Genomic DNA, 18,413 nt, shown 5'->3' on the forward strand with positions numbered 1-18,413 from the left:
CCCGGGCGGCAACGCCCCCTGACGCATCTGCTCGAGCTGCGCGCGCGCCGCCATCTGCTGGGCGAACAGCGCGGTCTGGATGCCGTGGAACAGGCACCGTTTCTCGCTCCTTCGTCGCTTGCGAAACGGCGCCTGATCGACGGGACGGGCCGCGACCCCCGCTGCGCGGCGGACCCTCCTCGAGGTCGGGTCGTGGTGGTCCGGTGTGTGGGTGGCGTGGTCGGCGCGGCGTTCGACCGTGTCGGTGGGTGTCCCTACACTCATCCGGGTGAGTTCACCGACGACTGCGCAGGCATCGACCACGACCACCACCTCGGGAGGTGAGCGGCCGACGCTGCTGCTCCTGGACGGGCACTCACTGGCCTACCGCGCGTTCTTCGCGCTACCGGCGGAGAACTTCAAGACCGTCACCGGCCAGACCACCAACGCGGTGTACGGCTTCACCTCGATGCTGATCAACCTGCTGCGCGACGAGCAGCCGAGCCACGTGGCCGCGGCGTTCGACGTGTCCCGCAAGACCTTCCGCACCGAGGCCTACCCGGAGTACAAGGCCAACCGCAGCGCGACGCCCGACGAATTCCGCGGCCAGGTCGAACTCACCAAAGACGTCCTCGGCGCGCTCGGCATCCCGGTGATGGCGATCGACGGCTACGAGGCCGACGACGTGATCGCCACGCTCACCACCCAGGCCGCCGCGCAGGGGTTCCGGGTGCTCATCGTCACCGGCGACCGCGACGCCATCCAGCTGGTCAACGACGACGTCACCGTTCTGTACCCGCGCAAGGGCGTCTCCGACCTCACCCGCTTCACCCCGGCCGAGGTGGAGACCAAGTACGGGCTCACCCCGGCGCAGTACCCCGACTACGCGGCCCTGCGCGGCGACCCGAGCGACAACCTGCCCGGCATCCCCGGCGTGGGGGAGAAGACCGCCGCCAAGTGGATCCGCGAATACGGCGACCTGGCCACCCTGGTCGACCGGGTCGACCAGGTGAAGGGCAAGGTCGGCGACGCGCTGCGCGCCAACCTGTCCAGCGTGGTGCTCAATCGCCAGCTCACCGAGATGGTGCGCGAGGTGCCGCTGCCCTACACCCCCGACCAGCTGGCGCAGGCGCCGTGGGACCGGGAGAAGATCCACCAGCTCTTCGACGACCTCGAGTTCCGCGTGCTGCGCGACCGGCTCTTCGAGACGCTCGGCTCCGCCGAACCGGAGGCCGAGTCGGGCTTCGAGATCAGCGGCGCCGCGCTCGGGCCGGGCGCGGTCGCGGACTGGCTCGCCGAGCACGCGAAAGCCGGTGCCCGCCACGGCCTCTCGATCGTCGGCACCGGAACGCCGGTGCACGGTGACGCGAAGGCGCTGGCCTTCGCCGCCGCCGACGGCGAGGGCGCCTACGTCGACCTGACCGTGCTCACCCCCGAGGACGAGGCCGCGCTGGCCGCGTGGCTGGCCGACCCGGCCGTGCCCAAGGCGCTGCACGAGGCCAAGGCGGCCGGGCACGCCCTGCGCGGGCGCGGATTCACCCTCGCCGGGCTCACCAGCGACACGGCGCTGTCGGCCTACCTCGTGCGCCCCGGTCAGCGCAGCTTCAACCTCGACGACCTGTCCCTGCGCTACCTCAAGCGCGAGCTGCGCGCCGAGACCGGCGACTCCGGCCAGCTGTCGCTGCTCGACGACGAGGACACCGTCGCCGCCGAGGTCGCCCGCGAGCAGATGCTGCGGGCCCGCGCCGTGGCCGACCTCGCCGACGCGCTCGACGAGGAGCTGGCCCAGATCGAGTCGACCGCCCTGCTCGAGGAGATGGAGCTGCCGCTGCTCGGCGTGCTCGGGGTGCTCGAGGAGGCGGGCATCGCGGTCGACGTCCCCCAGCTCGAGTCACTGCAGCGGCAGTTCGCCGACCGGGTCACCGAGGCCGCGAACTCGGCGTACGAGGTGATCGGCAAGCAGATCAACCTCGGTTCGCCCAAGCAGCTGCAGGTGGTGCTGTTCGACGAGCTCGACATGCCCAAGACCAAGCGCACCAAGACCGGGTACACCACCGACGCCGACGCCCTGGAATCGCTGTTCGAGAAGACGGGCCACGCCTTTCTGGAGCATCTGCTCGCCCACCGCGACGCCACCCGGCTCAAGGTCACCGTCGACGGGCTGCTCAAGTCGGTCGCCGACGACGGTCGCGTGCACACCACGTTCAACCAGACCATCGCCGCCACCGGCAGGCTCTCCTCGACCGAGCCGAACCTGCAGAACATCCCGATCCGCACCGACACCGGCCGCCAGATCCGCGACACCTTCGTCGTCGGCCCCGGCTACGCCGAGCTGATGACCGCCGACTACAGCCAGATCGAGATGCGCATCATGGCGCACCTGTCCGGCGACGCGGGGCTGATCGAGGCGTTCAACTCGGGGGAGGACCTGCACACCTTCGTCGCGTCCAAGGCGTTCGACATCCCGCTGTCGGAGGTGTCGCCGGAGATGCGCCGCCGGATCAAGGCGATGTCGTACGGCCTGGCCTACGGCCTGAGCTCCTACGGCCTGTCGGCCCAGCTCAAGATCAGCACCGCCGAGGCCAAGGAACAGATGGAGGTCTACTTCGACCGCTTCGGCGGCATCCGTGACTACCTGTCCGACGTGGTCGACCAGGCCCGCAAGGTCGGCTACACGCAGACGCTGTTCGGCCGCCGCCGCTACCTGCCCGACCTGGACTCCAGCAACCGGCAGCGTCGTGAGGCCGCCGAGCGGATGGCGCTCAACGCCCCCATCCAGGGCACCGCCGCCGACATCATCAAGGTCGCGATGATCAACGTGCAGAACGCGATTCGCGACGCGGGCCTGCGCTCACGGATGCTGCTGCAGATCCACGACGAACTCGTCTTCGAGGTCGCCGAGGGCGAACGCGAGGCGCTCGAGGCACTCGCCAGGGAGCAGATGTCCTCGGCCATCGACCTCTCGGTCCCGCTGACCGTCTCGGTCGGCACCGGCCGCAGCTGGGACGCCGCCGCCCACTGAGTCCACACTGACGCGTTTGTCCAAGACGGCGGCGCCGCGGCGGTCGTAGGGTTGATGGTGGTCGACGGAAGGAGTTGAGCATCATGACCGGATTCGTGGCGACCGCGGAGACCGACATCAACGCCGCTCCGCAGCGGGTGTGGGCGGTGCTGACAGATCCGGCCGAGATCCGCCGGTTCATGTTCGGCGCCGAGGTGCGCACCGATTGGCAACCGGGCAGCCCGATCGTCTGGCAGGGCGAGTACGAGGGCAGGTCCTTTGAGGACCGCGGGGAGATCCTCGCGGTCGAGCCGGAGCACCTGCTGCGGATGACGCACTACAGCCCGCTGAGCGGACAGCCGGACGTGCCGGAGAACTACCACACGCTCACCTACGAGCTGGCAGGCGACGGCGGCTCGACCCACCTGACGCTGCGTCAGGACAACAACGCCAGCCCGGCCGAGGCCGAGCACGCGCGCGGCATGTGGAGCACCCACGTCGAGGGCATCAAGGCGGCGGCCGAGCGCGCCTGAGCCCGCGCGACGCGCGCCCGCCACGGCGCGAGGGCGGGGACGGAGTGTGGCAGCATCGGGGCATGCCCGCCGATGTCATCGCGACCCCGCTGCCCGACTGCCCGGATATCGAGCAGGCCTTCGCGGTGTCGTGGCCGGTGCGCCTGGGTGACACCGACGGCGACGACCGGTTGCGCCTGGACGCGGTGGCCCGGTACCTGCAGGACATCGGGTTCGACCATCTCGACGCCGTCGCCGACGGCGACCTCCATCAGGCCTGGATCGTGCGGCGCACCGTCATCGACGTCTACGAGCCGATCATGTTCGGCGACCGCGTCCAGCTGCGCCGGTGGGCCGACGCGCTGTCGAACCGCTGGTGCGATATGCGGATCCAGCTGAAGGGCGAGCGCGGCGGCCACATCGAGGCCGCGGCGTTCCTCATCCACATCGATCCGGTGGCGGGACGCCCGGCCAGGATGAGCGACGCGTTCATGGCGCCCATGCTGGCCAGCACCACCGAACACCGGCTGCGCTGGCGGGCCGCGCTCACCGAACTCGACGATCCGGACGTGGAGGCGACCTCGTTCCCGCTGCGGGTCACCGATGTGGACCGGCTCGGCCACGTCAACAACGCCGTCTACTGGGAAGCCGTGGAGGAGGCCCTGGCCGCCCACCCCGACCGGCACCAGCTGCCGTATCGCGCGATCGTCGAGCACGTCGGCCCGGTCATGGCGGGCGACAAGGTGGTGCTGCGCACGAGCCTGCGTCCGGGCGGCCTGCGGGTGCAGATGGATGTCGACGGCGTCGCCAGGGCGCTCGGCTCGGTGGACCGCCTGCCCGTGCTCTGAAATATGCTGGGGTGCAGCCGGATTGGCGTCAGTGAGGTTTGGCGACGAGCGAGGCCGAGCCCCGGGTGAGGTCGACCCGATCGCGCGGCGGCGCGCCCTCGGACGGGGTCTCGCGGTGCATGAGCGTGCTCTGCCGCTGCTCGAACTCGTGGTGCTTGGACCCCTGGAACATGGCCGTGAGGTGTTCGAATCCTGTCGCGGCGACTGCCGGTCCGGTGCGCTTGCGCGTCCACGGCAGGAACCTGGTCCCGGTCAGCCGGTTGACGACCACTTCGGCCAGCGCCAGCAGAATCAGCAGGATCGCCAGGCCGGGAATCGTCATGGCGAAGACAGTGCCCATGCGTCCACGGTACCGGCGCGCGGGGTGTGCCCGCTGAGCTGCGGTGATGGTACTCACGGGTAGACACGGCGGAACCGGATAAAGGTTGCGATTCCGCGACGATCACCCTATTGTCGTTGTCGTGCCGAATCCCGCCGACCGCTTTGCCGCGTTGCTAGTCGCCGACCGCGACAGCGCGGCCGCTGCTGTGCAGACCGCGCGGGCAGCCACCCGGCAGATTCTTCTCGTAGTAACCCGCCGTAGCGGGGTCTGATTCGGACCGGCCCCCTCGCTGCGGGCTGATTTTTCATTGTTCTGCTGGTCCCCACCTGCCAACGAAGACAATCTTCGGGAAGACCTCACCTGCAATGACATTGCTGACACTGGACCGTGCCCTGTTCGACGCCGCCCCCAGGGGCTTGCGCGCCGACACCGACAACCTGACTCCCGCCGAATTCCTCGACCGGTACACCCGGATCGAGGGACCGATCACGCTCGGCGAATTCACTTGCTCCGGAACGGATTTCACCGCCACCCTGGAGTTCGCCGACCACCTGCGCACCGTCATCTCGGCCGGTAACCCGGTCGCCGCGATGACCTCGGCGCTCTATGACGAGGGCTACCCCCTCGAGATCCTGCAGTTCCACCAGCGCCGTACCACCGAGGGCACCGCGACCTTCGTGCAGTGCGAGGTCAACGGCCGGCGCGGCTGGGCCGCCGCCATGGCCGCCGACGGCGCCGGGTCGACCGTGCGCGCGATGATCGCCTGCGTCAACCTGCTCGCGCGCTAGCCGACCACTGCGCGAAGGGCCCGTTCACCTCGAAAGGTGAACGGGCCCTTCGACGTTCGGTGCGCCGTCGGTGTTTCTACTCGGCGGCGGAGGCCTGCTCGGCGATCTGCTTGCGGACCTCGTCCATGTCCAGACCCTTCACCTGGGTCACCAGGTCCTCGAGCGCGGCCGGCGGCAGCGCGCCCGGCTGGGCGAACACGAGCACGCCCTCGCGGAAGGCCATGATGGTCGGGATGGACTGGATGTTCGCCGCGGCGGCGAGTCCCTGCTCGGCCTCGGTGTCGACCTTGCCGTACACCACGTCGGAGTGCTTCTCCGACGACGCCTCGTAGGTGGGCGCGAAGCTGCGGCACGGACCGCACCAGGAAGCCCAGAAATCGACGAGGACCACGTCGTTTCCGGTGATGACTTCGTCGAAGTTCTGCTGGGTCAGCGTCTGGGTGGCCATGACGTCCTCTCCTTGTCGGTTCCTCGGCTGTAACGCCGTGGCGTCCTTCTATCTTCCACCGAGGACCACCCGCTCCTGGCGGGCGTCCCCGTCCCAGCGGCGAACGCCCACCACAACGGCCGGAAAATCGTGATCGGCGGCGACCGCGTCCACCGCGGCCCCGAGCCGCTCCGGCGGCACCCGGCGGGCCAGCGTGACGTGCGGCGTCCAGGCGCCGGGACGCATGGTCGCCGGGACGCCGGGACAGGGTTCCACCAGGTCGTGGACCTGCCGGTGCAGCGCGAGCAGCTCCTCGGTGACCACGACCGCGCGCACCAGGATCGGCCTGCGCGCGCCGAAGACCAGCAGGCCACCGAGCCGGATCGGCAGCGGCCGGAACGCCAGCCCCGCCAGCGCGCGGTCGACGCGCGGCCAGATCTCGCGCGCCACGGCGACCGTCACGTGCGGGCGATGGGTCTCGCCACGCGGGCTGGTGACCCCCGCGCGCGCCAGCGCCGCCCACTGCTCGCGGACCACGGCCTCGCTCCGCTCGTCCAGCAGCAACTCCACCGACTGCACCATGCTCTGCAGAAAATAGTCGCTTCGGCGTGTCCCCGTGGCCGCTCCGGTGGCCGCAGGCGCGAGGATGGACACCGTGAACGCGACGAGGTCGAGCGTGCGGCTCGGAGTGATCGACGGTGACGGCATCGGCCCCGAGGTGGTCGCGGCCACGCGCGCGGTCGTCGACGAGGCGATCGGCGCGGCCGGGCTGGGGCCGGTGGACTGGGTGCCGCTGCTGATGGGCCACGAGGCCATCGCCGCGCACGCCGACCCGCTGCCCGAGCAGACCCTGGCCGCGCTCGACGAGCTCGACGCGTGGATCCTCGGTCCGCACGACAACGCCTCCTACCCGGCCGAGATGCGGGTCGCGCCCGGCGGCGCCATCCGCAAGCGTCTCGGCCTCTACGCCAACATCCGGCCGGCCGCCGCCTTCGCCGGAGTCAGGGCTAGCGCGCCCGACATCGACCTGGTGATCGTGCGGGAGAACAGCGAGGGCTTCTACGCCGACCGCAACATGTTCGCCGGCTCCGGCGAGTTCCGGCCCACGCCCGACGTCGCGATGGCGGTCGCCGTGATCACCCGGCAGGCGTGCGAGCGGATCGCGCACCAGGCGCTGCGGCTGGCCCAGGGGCGGCGCAAGCGGGTCACCGTGGTGCACAAGGCGAATGTGCTGCCGATGACCACCGGCCTGTTCCGCGACGTCTGCTACGAGGTGGCCGCGCACTACCCCGACGTGCGGGTCGACGACGAGCACGTCGACGCGATGGCCGCGCACCTGGTCCGCACGCCGGGAGACTACGACGTGATCGTCACCGAGAACCTCTTCGGCGACATCCTGTCCGACCTGGCGGGCGAGCTGGCCGGGTCGCTCGGCCTGGCCGCCTCGCTGAACTGCTCCGACACCAAGGCCATGGCCCAGGCCGTGCACGGCGCCGCACCGGGGCTGGCCGGGCGCAATCGCGCCAATCCCGCCGCCCTGCAACTGTCGGCGGCGATGTTGTTGCGCTGGTTGGCGGTTCGCGAGGGCGACCGCGCCCTGCACGACGCGGGGGAGCGGATCACCCGGGCCGTCGCGGCCACCCTGGCGGCGGGCACGGCCACCGCGGATCTGGGCGGTCTGGCTTCCACCAGCGAATTCACCGAGCAGGTCCGCGCGCGCGTGCACCGCAGGTGAAGGGACCCCTTTCACATTCGCTGATTAATCTTCGGTTACTGTCGCACCACGCTGTGTCCGGTTCGCATACATTGCCAAACAGGCGCTGACACGTGGCCGGCGTCGACGTGAAATGTGGAGGCTCCTTTGTCTGTTCGTTTTGTTCTCGGCCGCGGTGCCGTGCGGCTGCTCTGTACGGTCGCCGGAGGCGCCCTGGTGTTGAGTGGCTGTGCCAGCAACACCGAGGGGGACACCGCCGCGGTGACGAAGGTGTCGGTGGAAAAGGTCGACGAGCTCGCCGCGGCCGTCCCCGACAAGGTCAAGCAGGCAGGCAAGATCGTCGTCGGCGTCAACGTGCCGTACCAGCCCAACGAATGGAAAGACCCCGAGGGCAAGATCATCGGCTTCGATGTCGACCTGCTCGACGCGGTCGCCACGACGCTCGGACTGAAGGTCGACTACGTCGAATCCGCCTTCGAGAAGATCATTCCCGCGATTCAGGCGGGCACCTACGACGTGGGTATGTCCTCGATCACGGATTCGCGTGAACGCGAACAGCAGGTCGATTTCACGACCTATTTCAACGCGGGTATCCAGTGGGCCCAGCAAACCGGGAAAACCGTCGATCCGAACAATGCGTGCGGGCTGCGTGTCGCCGTACAGGCCACTACGGTCGAACACACCGAGGAAATCCCCGCCAAGAGCGCCAAGTGCGTCGCCGAGGGCAAGCCCGCCATCGACATGAAGCCCTTCGACGAGCAGAGCGCGGCGGCCAACGCGCTGATGCTCGGCCAGGTCGACGCCATGTCGGCCGATTCGCCGGTCACCGCGTACGCCATCAAGCAGAGCGGGGGCAAGATCGAGGCGGCCGGTCCGCTGTTCGACTCGGCGCCCTACGGCTGGGCCGTGCAGAAGGGCTCGCCGCTGGCGGCGTCGCTGCAGAAGGCGCTGCAGCACCTGATCGACAACGGCAAGTACGGCGAGATCACCACGAACTGGGGTGTGCAGGACGGTCAGATCAAGACCTCGGTGATCAACGGCGCAGTGAGCTGACGTGACCGAGCGCAACGACACGGTGGAGGTGCCCGGACCGGGCACCGAACCCGAACCGATCAAGGCGGTCCCGCTGCGCAGGCCGGGCCGCTGGATCGCGGCGGCAATCATCCTCATCCTGGTGGGATTGTTCGTCTACGGTGCCGCGACGAATCCCGCCTACCGGTGGGACACCTACGGCAAGTACCTGTTCGACAGCCGGATCACCGCGGGCGCGATCGTCACCCTGGAACTCACCGTGCTCGCCATGGCGATCGCGGTGGGCCTCGGCACGGTGCTCGCGGTGATGCGCCTGTCGCCGAACCCGGTGCTGCGCACCACGGCGTGGGTGTACCTGTGGATCTTCCGCGGCACCCCGGTGTTCGTGCAGTTGGTGTTCTGGGGCCTGGTGCCCTCGCTGTACAAGCAGATCCATCTCGGCGTCCCGTTCGGGCCGCAGTTCTTCGAGTTCGACGTGCAGAACCTGCAGGCGGCGTTCCTGTTCGCGGTGCTCGGCCTCGGCCTCAACGAGGCCGCGTACATGGCCGAGATCGTGCGGGCGGGCATCAACTCCGTCGGCGAGGGCCAGCGGGAGGCATCGGTCGCGCTGGGCATGTCGTGGACGCAGACCATGCGCCGCACCGTGCTGCCCCAGGCCATGCGGGTGATCATCCCGCCCACCGGCAACGAGCTGATCGGCATGCTCAAGACCACCTCGCTGGTCACGGCGATCCCGCTCAGCACCGACCTGTTCGGTCGCGCGCGCGACATCTACGGCGTGAACTTCCAGCCGATCCCGCTGCTGCTCGTGTGTGCCACCTGGTACCTGGCGATCACCAGCGTGCTGATGGTCGGGCAGTACTACTTGGAGCGCTACTACTCGCGCGGTGCCACCCGGCAGCTGACGGCCAAGCAGCTCGAGGAACTGGCCACGGCGCAGGCGGCGGTGAAGGCGAAATGACCGAACTGGACAAGGCCGCACCGCCGATGGTGCTGGCCGATCGGGTGTGCAAGAACTTCGGCGCGTTGCAGGTGCTCAAGGGCATCTCGCTCGAGGTGCCGCGCGGCAAGGTGCTGACCCTGGTCGGGCCGTCGGGTTCGGGCAAGTCGACGTTCCTGCGCTGCATCAACCACCTCGAGCAGGTGAACGCGGGTCGCCTCTACGTCGACGGTGATCTCGTCGGCTACCGGGAGAAGAACGGCAAGCTCTACGAGATGCACCCGCGCGAGGCGGCGATCCAGCGGCGCGACATCGGGATGGTGTTCCAGCACTTCAATCTGTTCCCGCATCGCACCGCGCTGGAGAACATCATCGAGGCGCCGACCCAGGTGCGCGGGCTGCGCAAGGCCGAGGCGATCACCAGGGCCGAGGAACTGCTGGAACGGGTCGGGCTGGCCGCCAAGCGCAACGCCTACCCGGCGCAGCTGTCGGGCGGGCAGCAGCAGCGGGTCGCCATCGCGCGGGCGCTGGCCATGGACCCCAAGCTGATGCTGTTCGACGAGCCCACCTCGGCGCTGGACCCCGAGCTGGTCGGCGAGGTGCTCACCGTCATGCGCGAGCTCGCCGACTCCGGCATGACCATGATCGTGGTGACCCACGAGATGGGCTTCGCCCGCGAGGTCGCCGACGAGTTGGTGTTCATGGACGGCGGGGTCGTCGTCGAATCGGGCCCGCCGCGGGAGCTGCTGGCCGACCCGCAGCACGAGCGCACCAAGACGTTCCTGTCGCGCCTGCTGTGACACCGGCGAGAGAAAACGGCCCCGCGGATTCCGCGGGGCCGTTTCTCATTCCGGGCGGCTGTTCAGCAGTTCCAGGGAGACCTGCGCCTGGGCGATGCGCCGGATGGCGGCGATGGCGGTGTCGCCGAGGACCGTCAGCACGACGACCGCGTCGATGATGTCGTCGCGCCCGCCCGCGGCCAGCGCGGTCGCCACATCGATGTCGGCGATCACCCGCACGCCGTCGAAGTAGCGCGGCAGGACCGTGGTGCCCCAGTCCTCGTAGCCGAGCTGGGCCAGTCGTACCAGCACCGAGGTGAGGGTGTCGATCGCGGCCGGGCTCGGCTTGGTGTCCCAGCCGCGCCGGTCCATCTCCGCGCGCACGGTGGCCGCGGCGCGTTCCCATTCGTCGTCGGCCGCGGGCGGCGGCGGTGCGGTGATGCTGTCCTGCACCACGCCGAGCAGGCTGAACATCGGCAGGTCGGGGGAGTCGACGGCGGTGAGCACCTCGCCCACGGTGGCCACCGGCAGCCCGCCGACCTCGATCAGCGCGCGCACCAGCCGCAGCCTGCGCAGATGCTGTTCGCCGTAGCTGGCCTGGTTGGGTCCGGTGCGTTCACCGGGCGGGAGCAGGCCCTCGCGCAGGTAGTACTTGATCGTCGCCAGCGCGATTCCGCTGCGCTCGCTCAACTCCGAGATCCGCACAGTTCACCTCTGCTTTCCGCCTTCCCCCTTGCTTGCCTCGAGTACAGCGGATAGTCTAACTATCCATAACAGATAGTAAAGCTATCTATCGCTGGGGAGTTCGCCATGTCAGTCCTTCCGTCCCTCGATTCGCTGCCACGCAGGCAGTCCCCGCTCCATCGCCCCCTGCTCTGGTTCGCCGCGGTCAACGCGGTGCTTGTCGTCGTCGGAGTCGTCGGGATGCTGGTCGACGACCGGGTGATCGCCGGATCGACCGCCTGGTTCAAGCCGACCAAGTTCGCGATCTCGTTCGTGCTCTACAGCGTCGCGCTGGCCTGGTTGATCTCGTTGCGGCCCAAGCCGTCCCGGCTCACCTCGGCGATGGCCACGGTCATCGTCGTCGCCGGCGCGGTCGAGCAGCTGATCATCTTCGGCCAGGTGATCCGCGGCACCCGCAGCCACTACAACGTGACCACCACGTTCGACGCGGTCCTGTGGGTCACCATGGGCAGCACCATCCTCGTGCTCTTCCTCGCCACCATGGTCGTCGCCGCGCAGCTCGCGTTCGCCAGGTTCGGCGACCTCGCGACCACCTGGTCGATCCGGCTCGGCCTGGCCATCACGCTGGTCGGGCTCGGCCTGGGCAATCTGATGCCCAACCGCGAATCGGGCGTCACCGACATCGCGGGCGCGCACACGGTCGGCGCGCCCGACGGCACGCCGGGCATGCCGCTGACCGGCTGGAGCACCACCCACGGTGACCTGCGCATCCCGCACTTCTTCGGCATGCACGCCCTGCAGGTGCTGCCGCTGTTCGCCGCGCTGCTGCTGATCCTGGCGCCGCGTATCCCGGTGCTGGCGCCGGTGCGGGCGCGTCTCGGGCTCGTCTGGACGACGGCCCTCGGCTACGCCGCGACGCTGGCACTGGTCACCTGGCAGGCCCTGCGCGGGCAGCCGCTGATCCACCCCGACCGGGCCACGCTCACCGCGGCCGCGGCGATCCTCACCCTTGTTGTCACCGGAGCGCTCGTCTCGATCGCGAGCGCGACCCTCACCCGAAAGGCGGTCACCGCGTGAGCACGCTGTTCGACCTCTCGTTCTACGTCACCGTGCCGTTCTGGGCGCTGATGATCCTGGCCCCGACCTGGCGGTACACCCGCGCGATCATCGGGTCACCGTGGATCGTGTTGCTGCCGTTGACGATCTGGGCGATCGTCGCCGTCCCGGTGCTCGGCCCGCTGTGGTCGCTGGTCACCTCGCCGTCGCTGGCCGCGATCACCGACGCCGTCGCCGATCCGGCGCTGCTCACCGCCCTGTGGGCCCAGATCCTCGCCTGGGACCTGTTCCTCGGCCGCTGGATCTACCTCGACAGCCGCGAGCGCGGAATCCATCCGCTGCTGATGGGCCCGCTGCTGGTCGGCACGATCCTGTTGTCGCCCATCGCCTTCCCGATCTACCTGGTGCTTCGCGAGGTGGCCGGGCGGTCCGCCGACAGGAAGACCGCCGTGGCCGTGACGTAGGCACCGCCCGCTGGGCCGCGCCACCGGTGAATCCGGCGACGCGGTCCACGCCGGTGCGATGGACCCGATCACATTCCCGCGGCGATGAATCCGCCGATCGCACCACCGATCACGCAGCCGACCACGGCACCCACCAGGAAGAACCAGATCCCGATGAGGATGCCGATGGCGCACCCGATCGCGACGCCCGCGACGATGGAACCCGTGGTCGCCGCCTGATGCAGGCCGAGCACCGCCGGTGCGGTGGCCGCCGCGGCGGGCGAGGGCGCCGGTGCACTGACCGGGGTGAGGGTCAGCACACGCGCGCTGCTGTCGAGAGCGGGCGCCACGGTGACGCTCTGCCCGGTCTCCATGCGCAGGGTCGTCGGAATCGCGCCGACCACCGCGCCGTTGTCGGCGAAGACGGTGACCTTGCCGTCGCCGAGCTCGAACCGTCCGGCGACGAGGTCGATCGTCGCCGTCGAATGATCCGCGGCCAGCGTCGTCGTATAGGCCAGCGGCCCGTCGATCGCGCTGAAGGTGAGATCCCGGCCCAGTTGGACCTGCCCGTTCGCCATGGCAGTGCTGACACCGGTGGCCGCGATGGCGAAGATCGCCGTTGCCACCAGTTTGTTGACGATCATTGTTTCGTCCTTTGTCCGATACTTTCGTTGTCGCCCCCCGACAGCGGCACCGGATACCTGGATTATCCGCCGTGTCCGAGGCCGAAGTCCAGAGCGAAAGGCCTGTTCAAAGCGGGTTTCTGTCTTTTTCAGTGGCGGCTGAGCGCAATGCGCAATTGGCCGAGGAGCACTTTCGCCGCCGGGCCGCCGGGGCGGTCGGTGCGCCACGCCAGCGCGAGCCTGCCACGAATTCGTGGTTCGACGATGGCGAGGGCGCGCACACCGAACGCGGCGGCCTCCTCCTCGGTGAGCGCGGGCACGACGGCGGTGCCGAGACCGTGGGCTGCCAGCCGCAGCAGCAGCGGGGGAGCGGCGGCCTCGAAGGCCACATCGGGGGTGAAACCCGCGGCAGCGCAGCTCCTTTCGAAGATCCCGCGCAGTCCGGTGCCGCGCGGGAGGCAGATCAGGCGGTGATCGGTCAGCGCGGACAGGCTGATCGTGCCCGCCGATTCGCCGGGGCCGGTGGGGGCGTCCCTGGCGACGGCGGCCACCACCGGCGTCTCCAGGATGACGTCGAGCCCGATGCCCGGACCGGGCGGCGCCCCGGTGAGGCCGATCAGCGCGATGTCGAGGTCACCGCGTTCGAGGGCCGCGAGCATCCGTTCGGCGGTGTCCTCGGTGAGGCTGATGCCGACCTGCGGGTGGTCGTGATGGAAATCCGCGAGAACGGGGGCGATGTCGAATTCGTCGGTCGCGGCGCCGGAGATCACCCCGAGCCGGACGTGGCCGCGCAACAGTCCGGTGAACTCCTGCACCGTCTCGCCGATCCGGTCGGCGGCCGCCAGCGCGTCCCGCGCGTGCGCGAGCACCGCCGACCCGACCTCGGTGGGCGCGACGGTGCGGGCGCCGCGATCGAGGAGCCGCTGCCCGAGTTCGCGTTCGAGCTGTGCGATCTGGGCGCTGAGGCCCGGCTGGGTGAGGTGCAGGCGCTCGGCGGCCCGGGTGAAGCCGCCCTCCTCGACGACGGTCACGAAGTACCGGAGCTGCCGCAGTTCCATGGCACCGACCATAACAAGTAGTTATCCGGTACAGAAGAACCATCTGTTGTACTTATGACATCCGGCGGAGCACTGTCGATGACATGACGAACAACGCCACCACGGCACCCGATTCGACTCAGTTCACCGGACCTGTCTTCACCCCGGAGGATCCCGGCTACGCCGCCGAGATCGCGGGCTTCCAGACCGCCTATGCCCATCGGCCCGCCCTCGTCGTCGGCGCCGTCCATGTCGAGGACGTGCGCGCCGCGGTGGAGTACGCCGCCCGTCACGCGCTTCCGGTCGCCGTGCAGGCGACCGGGCACGGCCTCTCGGTGGCCACCGACGGCGGGGTGCTGATCACCACGGGCCGGATGGACGCGATCACCGTCGATCCGCACACCCGCACCGCTCGGGTCGGCGCGGGCGTCCGGGCGGGCGCCCTGGTCGAAGCGGCGGCGCGGCACGGGCTGGCGCCGCTCAACGGCTCCTCGCCGTCGGTGGGCGTCGTCGGCTACGTGCTCGGCGGCGGTCTCGGGCTGCTCGCGCGCGAATTCGGGTACGCCGCCGACCATGTGCGCTCGATCGACCTCGTCACCGCCGACGGGCGCGTGCGCACCCTCACCCCCGGCGACGACCTGTTCGGCCCGGTCCTCGGTTCCGGCGGCAACTTCGGGGTGGTGACCGGTCTCGAACTCGACCTCGTCCCGGTCACCGAGGTGTTCGGCGGGCAGCTGGTCTTCGACACCCCGCTGGTCGACACGGTCCTGCGGACCTGGCGGCAGTGGACCGAGACGGTGCCCGACACCCTCACCTCCACGGTCGCGGTGCTCACCTACCCGGACATCCCGCCGGTCCCGGAACCGTTGCGCGGCAGGCACATCGCCTCGATCCGCATCGCGTTCACCGGCTCCGCGGCCGAGGGGGAACGCCTCGTCGCCCCGCTGCGTGCCGTGGGTGAGCGGCTGCGCGACGACCTGCGGACGATGCCCTACACCGAGTCGCACACCATCCACAGCGATCCCGACTTCCCGCACGCCTACGCCGCCACCAACGCCCTGCTGTCGGAGCTGAGCCCGGAGGGCCTCGCGGCACTGCGCGCGCTGACCGCGCCCGGCGGCCCGGTCGACGCGGTCGTCGACATCCGGCACCTCGGGGGCGCGCTGGCCGGGGACGGCGCGGCCACGATCGACCACCGCGGCGCCGCCTACCTCGTGCGCGTCATCACCGGTGCCGAGGGTGCCGCCGCCCCCGCCGGGCTGGCCGCGGTCCGGGAGGCGCTGGCGCCCTGGACGATCGGCCACAGTCTCAACTTCCTCTACGGTGCCGGGGCCGCCGCGGGACCGGAGCAGACCGCCGCGGGTTACGCACCCGAGACCTATGCGCGCCTGGCGGCCGCGAAGGCGGTCCACGATCCGCGCAACATGTTCCGCCTCAACCGCAATATCGCTCCGGCCTAGGCGGTTTCGTCGGTCCGCCTTGTCGAATCGCCCGATTTCTACTATCTTGGTGATATCACTCAGATATCGGGAGGATGTCATGGAGCTGCGGTCCGCTGCCCGCGTCAATGGATTCGTCGTCTTGCTGGGGTGGCTGGTGTTCACCCTGTTGTTCGGCGGCGCCGCCGTGCTGGCGTTCGTCTCGGCCGCCAAGCACGACGGCGGCGCGCTCGCCTGGGCGGGCGCGGTGGCCGCGGTGGTCGCCGTCGTCGTGGTGGCGTTGCTCGCCACGGGGCTGATCATCGTCAACCCCAACGAGGCCAAGGTGATCACCTTCTTCGGGCGCTACATCGGCTCGGTCTCCGAGCCCGGGTTCTTCTCGGTGGTCCCGCTCACCGACCGCAAGTCGATCTCGTTGCGGGTGCGCAACTTCGAGACCCAGAAGCTGAAGGTCAACGACGCCGACGGCAACCCGGTCGAGATCGCCGCGGTCGTCGTCTACAAGGTGGTCGACAGCTTCAAGGCGGCCTTCGCGGTCGACGACTACGAGGAGTACGTCGAGACCCAGTCCGAGGCGGCGGTGCGCCACCTCGCCACCACCCACCCCTACGACGCGCACGACGACGACCGCACCAGCCTGCGCGACGGCGCCGAGGTGGCCGAGGAACTCACCGTCGAGCTGCGCGAGCGCACCCTCACCGCGGGTATCGAGGTCATCGAGGCCAGGATCACCCACCTCGCCTACGCCCCCGAGATCGCGCAGGCGATGCTGGTGCGCCAGCAGGCCGCCCAGGTGGTCGCGGCCAGGGTCAAGATCGTCGAGGGTGCCGTCGGCATGGTCGGGCTGGCCCTGGATCGCCTCGCCGAGGCGGGCACCGTGGAGCTGGACGAGGAGCGCAAGGCCGCCATGGTCTCGAACCTGCTCGTGGTGCTCTGCGGCGATCGCGCCACCCAGCCGGTGGTGAACACCGGATCGCTCTACGCCTGAGGTCCGATGACCGCGCCGAAGAAGGAACCCAAGAAGATCCTGCTGCGGCTCGACCCGGCCGTCCACGAGGCCATCGCCAAGTGGGCGGCCGACGACCTGCGCAGCGTCAACTCCCAGATCGAATACGCCCTGCGCCTGGCCTTGGACCAGGCGGGCCGAAAACCCAAGCGCGACTGAGGCGGCCGGCGGCGCAGGTTCGTCGTGACTCGTCATCAATCGCGGGCGGCCGACCTGGCCGGACAGCGCGGTCCGGCTCGAGCGACGCGCCCTACGGCGCACGGGGACAACTGAACTCGGTCGCGCCGGTAGGTTGTTGCGGTGCCCATCTCATTCGACATCCGTGGAATGCAGCAGTTGGACAGCACGACCTGGGGGGATCCAGCCACTCGTGATGTCGTCGCGATGACCTATGTCCACGGCACGCCCGACCTGCCCGCCCGGCTGCACGACCTGTCGCGGCTGCGCAGGCGGCTCGCCGAGCACCACGCCAGGACCGGCTGCCTGATCGAGGCGTTCGTGGTGTGGGTCGACAGCCTGCCCGCGCTGCTGCGGGTGGAGAAGACCCGGATGCCGGGCTCACCGGTCGGGCTCGTGTTCGCCGCGTCGATCGTGGTGCCGCGCGACCGGTGCAGCGCCGTCTTCCAGATCATCTGCCCCGAGACGGGCGCGCCGGGGGTGCGCGAGGCCGTCGTGGGCAGCCGGGTGCGGCCTGCCGAGATGTACCCGCCGCATCCGTACGCGCCCGGCCTGCGCGGACGCCTGCCGTACACGCTCTCCGACGACATCCGCTACGACGAGACGTTCCCCGACCATCCGCTCACCCGGGCCCGCCGCTGGATCGCCGACACGGTGCCTCAGGTGCGGGTCGACCCGAGCTTCGCCGCGTTGCCGGAGTTCTAGCGCGGCTTCTCGGTGACGAAGATGGCGGTGCCGGGGAAGATCTGCCCGCGCAGGGGTGACCACTGCCCCCACTCGCGGTCGAGCCACTCGGGCCAGTCGGGTTCGACGATGTCGAGCAGCGTCAGCCCGGCGCCGACGATCTCGCGGACGCGATCGCCGATGGTGCGATGGTGCTCGACATAGGTGGGTTCGCCGTGGCCGTCGACCTCCACGTAGGGCGTGCGGTCGAAATACGGGATCGTCGCGGTGAGCCCGCCCGGGCCCGGATCGTCGGGGAAGATCCAGCGCATCGGGTGGTTCACCGAGAACACCCAGCGCCCGCCCGGCTTCAGCACCCGCGCGACCTCGCGCATCACCAGCGCGGAGTCGGCGACGAAGGGCACGCCGCCGAAGGCCGAACAGGCCAGGTCGAACGAGGCGTCGGCGAAGGGCAGCGCCTCGGCGCCCGCCTGCACCAGCGGCACCCGCGGCCCGCCGCGCTCCATCGCCGCCACGCCGCGCACCAGCATCCCCATCGAGATGTCGAGGCCGACCGGTCGGGCGCCCTGGCCGGCCAGCCAGCGCGAACACGGCGCCGAACCGCAGCCGATCTCGAGCACGGTCCGCCCGCTCAGCTCCCCGAGGAACGCCATGTCGCCCTCGTGCAGGCCCTCGGGACACCACACGAACTCGCCGCCGGGGGAGTCGACGCCGAGGAAGTCGGCATGGGTCTGGTGATACTGGTCGGCATCGGCGTCCCACCAGCGTCTGCTCGCCCGCTCGCTGGCCGCGGAACCGATCTTGGTCCGGGCGGTCGCGGTGGTTCCCAGCAGCGCGTTGGCCTGCGCGTGGCGTTCGTCATCGGACACGGCGGCCAGCGTATCGGCGCGGTGCGGGGGGTGGTTTGCCCGGCTCGGCCGAC

21 protein-coding genes and 1 pseudogene are annotated in these 18,413 nt (G+C 69.9%); 14 read left to right on the top strand and 8 right to left on the bottom strand.

Translation table 11 applies throughout. From position 1 onward, the window contains the following. Positions 1 to 93, bottom strand: a pseudogene (locus tag AB0H56_RS26290) (proteasome activator); the annotation flags it as partial. 175 nt (positions 94 to 268) lie between these two features. Between AB0H56_RS26290 and polA the strand changes: the two are divergent. The 3 genes from polA (at position 269) to AB0H56_RS26305 (ending at position 4,340) form a co-directional block, all read left to right on the top strand. Further along, on the top strand, positions 269 to 3,001 hold the full coding sequence (polA, locus tag AB0H56_RS26295; protein WP_357168061.1) for a DNA polymerase I: 2,733 nt from the start codon (positions 269 to 271) through the stop codon (positions 2,999 to 3,001). A gap of 83 nt (positions 3,002 to 3,084) precedes the next feature. Next, positions 3,085 to 3,513: an SRPBCC domain-containing protein gene (locus tag AB0H56_RS26300; RefSeq protein ID WP_357168063.1), complete on the top strand. Its 429-nt coding sequence runs from the start codon at positions 3,085 to 3,087 to the stop codon at positions 3,511 to 3,513. Between the two features lie 62 nt (positions 3,514 to 3,575). Continuing rightward, complete coding sequence (locus tag AB0H56_RS26305) at positions 3,576 to 4,340, top strand: acyl-ACP thioesterase domain-containing protein (RefSeq protein WP_357168065.1); 765 nt, start codon at positions 3,576 to 3,578, stop codon at positions 4,338 to 4,340. A gap of 28 nt (positions 4,341 to 4,368) precedes the next feature. Here AB0H56_RS26305 and AB0H56_RS26310 read toward each other — a convergent pair whose 3' ends face one another. Continuing rightward, entirely contained in the window at positions 4,369 to 4,680 is a 312-nt protein-coding gene (locus AB0H56_RS26310) for a DUF6191 domain-containing protein (protein ID WP_357168067.1), read from the bottom strand. Positions 4,681 to 5,027: 347 nt separating this feature from the next. Between AB0H56_RS26310 and AB0H56_RS26315 the strand changes: the two genes are divergently transcribed. After that, positions 5,028 to 5,450, top strand: a complete 423-nt coding sequence (locus AB0H56_RS26315) for a 2-keto-3-deoxygluconate kinase (RefSeq protein ID WP_357168069.1) — start codon at positions 5,028 to 5,030, stop codon at positions 5,448 to 5,450. Between the two features lie 76 nt (positions 5,451 to 5,526). Here the strand turns inward: AB0H56_RS26315 and trxA are convergent, their stop codons facing one another. Together trxA and AB0H56_RS26325 are read right to left on the bottom strand one after the other, a co-directional pair. After that, complete coding sequence (trxA, locus tag AB0H56_RS26320; RefSeq protein ID WP_110040420.1) at positions 5,527 to 5,898, bottom strand: thioredoxin; 372 nt, start codon at positions 5,896 to 5,898, stop codon at positions 5,527 to 5,529. Between the two features lie 48 nt (positions 5,899 to 5,946). Further along, a complete protein-coding gene (locus AB0H56_RS26325) occupies positions 5,947 to 6,459 on the bottom strand; it encodes a 2'-5' RNA ligase family protein (RefSeq protein ID WP_357168071.1) in 513 nt (170 codons plus the stop codon). A gap of 64 nt (positions 6,460 to 6,523) precedes the next feature. Here AB0H56_RS26325 and AB0H56_RS26330 point away from each other — a divergent pair, with 64 nt between their 5' ends. The 4 genes from AB0H56_RS26330 to AB0H56_RS26345 all read left to right on the top strand — a co-directional run bounded on the left by AB0H56_RS26330 (position 6,524) and on the right by AB0H56_RS26345 (position 10,363). Next, positions 6,524 to 7,612 (top strand): isocitrate/isopropylmalate family dehydrogenase, encoded by a 1,089-nt coding sequence (locus tag AB0H56_RS26330; RefSeq protein WP_357168072.1) that lies wholly within the window; start codon positions 6,524 to 6,526, stop codon positions 7,610 to 7,612. A gap of 159 nt (positions 7,613 to 7,771) precedes the next feature. After that, a complete protein-coding gene (locus tag AB0H56_RS26335) occupies positions 7,772 to 8,644 on the top strand; it encodes an ABC transporter substrate-binding protein (RefSeq protein WP_357168299.1) in 873 nt (290 codons plus the stop codon). A gap of 1 nt (position 8,645) precedes the next feature. Next, positions 8,646 to 9,584 (top strand): amino acid ABC transporter permease, encoded by a 939-nt coding sequence (locus AB0H56_RS26340; RefSeq protein ID WP_357168074.1) that lies wholly within the window; start codon positions 8,646 to 8,648, stop codon positions 9,582 to 9,584. Next, on the top strand, positions 9,581 to 10,363 hold the full coding sequence (locus tag AB0H56_RS26345) for an amino acid ABC transporter ATP-binding protein (protein ID WP_357168076.1): 783 nt from the start codon (positions 9,581 to 9,583) through the stop codon (positions 10,361 to 10,363). The genes AB0H56_RS26340 and AB0H56_RS26345 overlap by 4 nt, the downstream gene beginning before the upstream one ends. A 45-nt stretch (positions 10,364 to 10,408) precedes the next feature. Here the strand turns inward: AB0H56_RS26345 and AB0H56_RS26350 are convergent, their stop codons facing one another. Further along, positions 10,409 to 11,047: a MerR family transcriptional regulator gene (locus tag AB0H56_RS26350; RefSeq protein WP_357168078.1), complete on the bottom strand. Its 639-nt coding sequence runs from the start codon at positions 11,045 to 11,047 to the stop codon at positions 10,409 to 10,411. Between the two features lie 105 nt (positions 11,048 to 11,152). On the opposite strand from AB0H56_RS26350, the gene AB0H56_RS26355 reads away from it, so the two are divergent. Both AB0H56_RS26355 and AB0H56_RS26360 read left to right on the top strand, forming a co-directional pair. Further along, on the top strand, positions 11,153 to 12,103 hold the full coding sequence (locus AB0H56_RS26355; protein ID WP_357168080.1) for a hypothetical protein: 951 nt from the start codon (positions 11,153 to 11,155) through the stop codon (positions 12,101 to 12,103). Then, a complete protein-coding gene (locus tag AB0H56_RS26360; RefSeq protein ID WP_357168082.1) occupies positions 12,100 to 12,546 on the top strand; it encodes an ABA4-like family protein in 447 nt (148 codons plus the stop codon). The genes AB0H56_RS26355 and AB0H56_RS26360 overlap by 4 nt, the downstream gene beginning before the upstream one ends. Positions 12,547 to 12,614: 68 nt before the next feature. Here AB0H56_RS26360 and AB0H56_RS26365 read toward each other — a convergent pair whose 3' ends face one another. Both AB0H56_RS26365 and AB0H56_RS26370 read right to left on the bottom strand, forming a co-directional pair. Further along, positions 12,615 to 13,169 carry a hypothetical protein gene (locus AB0H56_RS26365; protein ID WP_357168084.1) on the bottom strand — a complete coding sequence of 185 codons (555 nt, stop codon included), beginning with the start codon at positions 13,167 to 13,169 and terminating at the stop codon, positions 12,615 to 12,617. 128 nt (positions 13,170 to 13,297) lie between these two features. Next, positions 13,298 to 14,206: a LysR family transcriptional regulator gene (locus AB0H56_RS26370; RefSeq protein ID WP_357168086.1), complete on the bottom strand. Its 909-nt coding sequence runs from the start codon at positions 14,204 to 14,206 to the stop codon at positions 13,298 to 13,300. 83 nt (positions 14,207 to 14,289) lie between these two features. Here AB0H56_RS26370 and AB0H56_RS26375 point away from each other — a divergent pair, with 83 nt between their 5' ends. The 4 genes from AB0H56_RS26375 to AB0H56_RS26390 all read left to right on the top strand — a co-directional run bounded on the left by AB0H56_RS26375 (position 14,290) and on the right by AB0H56_RS26390 (position 17,512). Next, on the top strand, positions 14,290 to 15,645 hold the full coding sequence (locus AB0H56_RS26375) for an FAD-binding oxidoreductase (RefSeq protein WP_357168088.1): 1,356 nt from the start codon (positions 14,290 to 14,292) through the stop codon (positions 15,643 to 15,645). Positions 15,646 to 15,724: 79 nt separating this feature from the next. Continuing rightward, the gene (locus AB0H56_RS26380) at positions 15,725 to 16,612 is read left to right on the top strand and encodes an SPFH domain-containing protein (protein WP_357168090.1); all 888 of its coding nucleotides are present in this window, start codon (positions 15,725 to 15,727) and stop codon (positions 16,610 to 16,612) included. A 6-nt stretch (positions 16,613 to 16,618) separates the two neighbouring features. Further along, on the top strand, positions 16,619 to 16,789 hold the full coding sequence (locus AB0H56_RS26385) for a toxin-antitoxin system HicB family antitoxin (RefSeq protein ID WP_357168092.1): 171 nt from the start codon (positions 16,619 to 16,621) through the stop codon (positions 16,787 to 16,789). 141 nt (positions 16,790 to 16,930) lie between these two features. Next, positions 16,931 to 17,512, top strand: a complete 582-nt coding sequence (locus AB0H56_RS26390) for a hypothetical protein (protein WP_357168094.1) — start codon at positions 16,931 to 16,933, stop codon at positions 17,510 to 17,512. Here the strand turns inward: AB0H56_RS26390 and AB0H56_RS26395 are convergent. After that, a complete protein-coding gene (locus AB0H56_RS26395) occupies positions 17,509 to 18,360 on the bottom strand; it encodes a class I SAM-dependent methyltransferase (RefSeq protein ID WP_357168096.1) in 852 nt (283 codons plus the stop codon). The genes AB0H56_RS26390 and AB0H56_RS26395 overlap by 4 nt on opposite strands. Between the last annotated feature and the right edge of the window lie 53 nt (positions 18,361 to 18,413).

The sequence above is a fragment of the Nocardia sp. NPDC050717 genome, assembly GCF_040654275.1.
Classification (GTDB): Bacteria; Actinomycetota; Actinomycetes; order Mycobacteriales; family Mycobacteriaceae; genus Nocardia.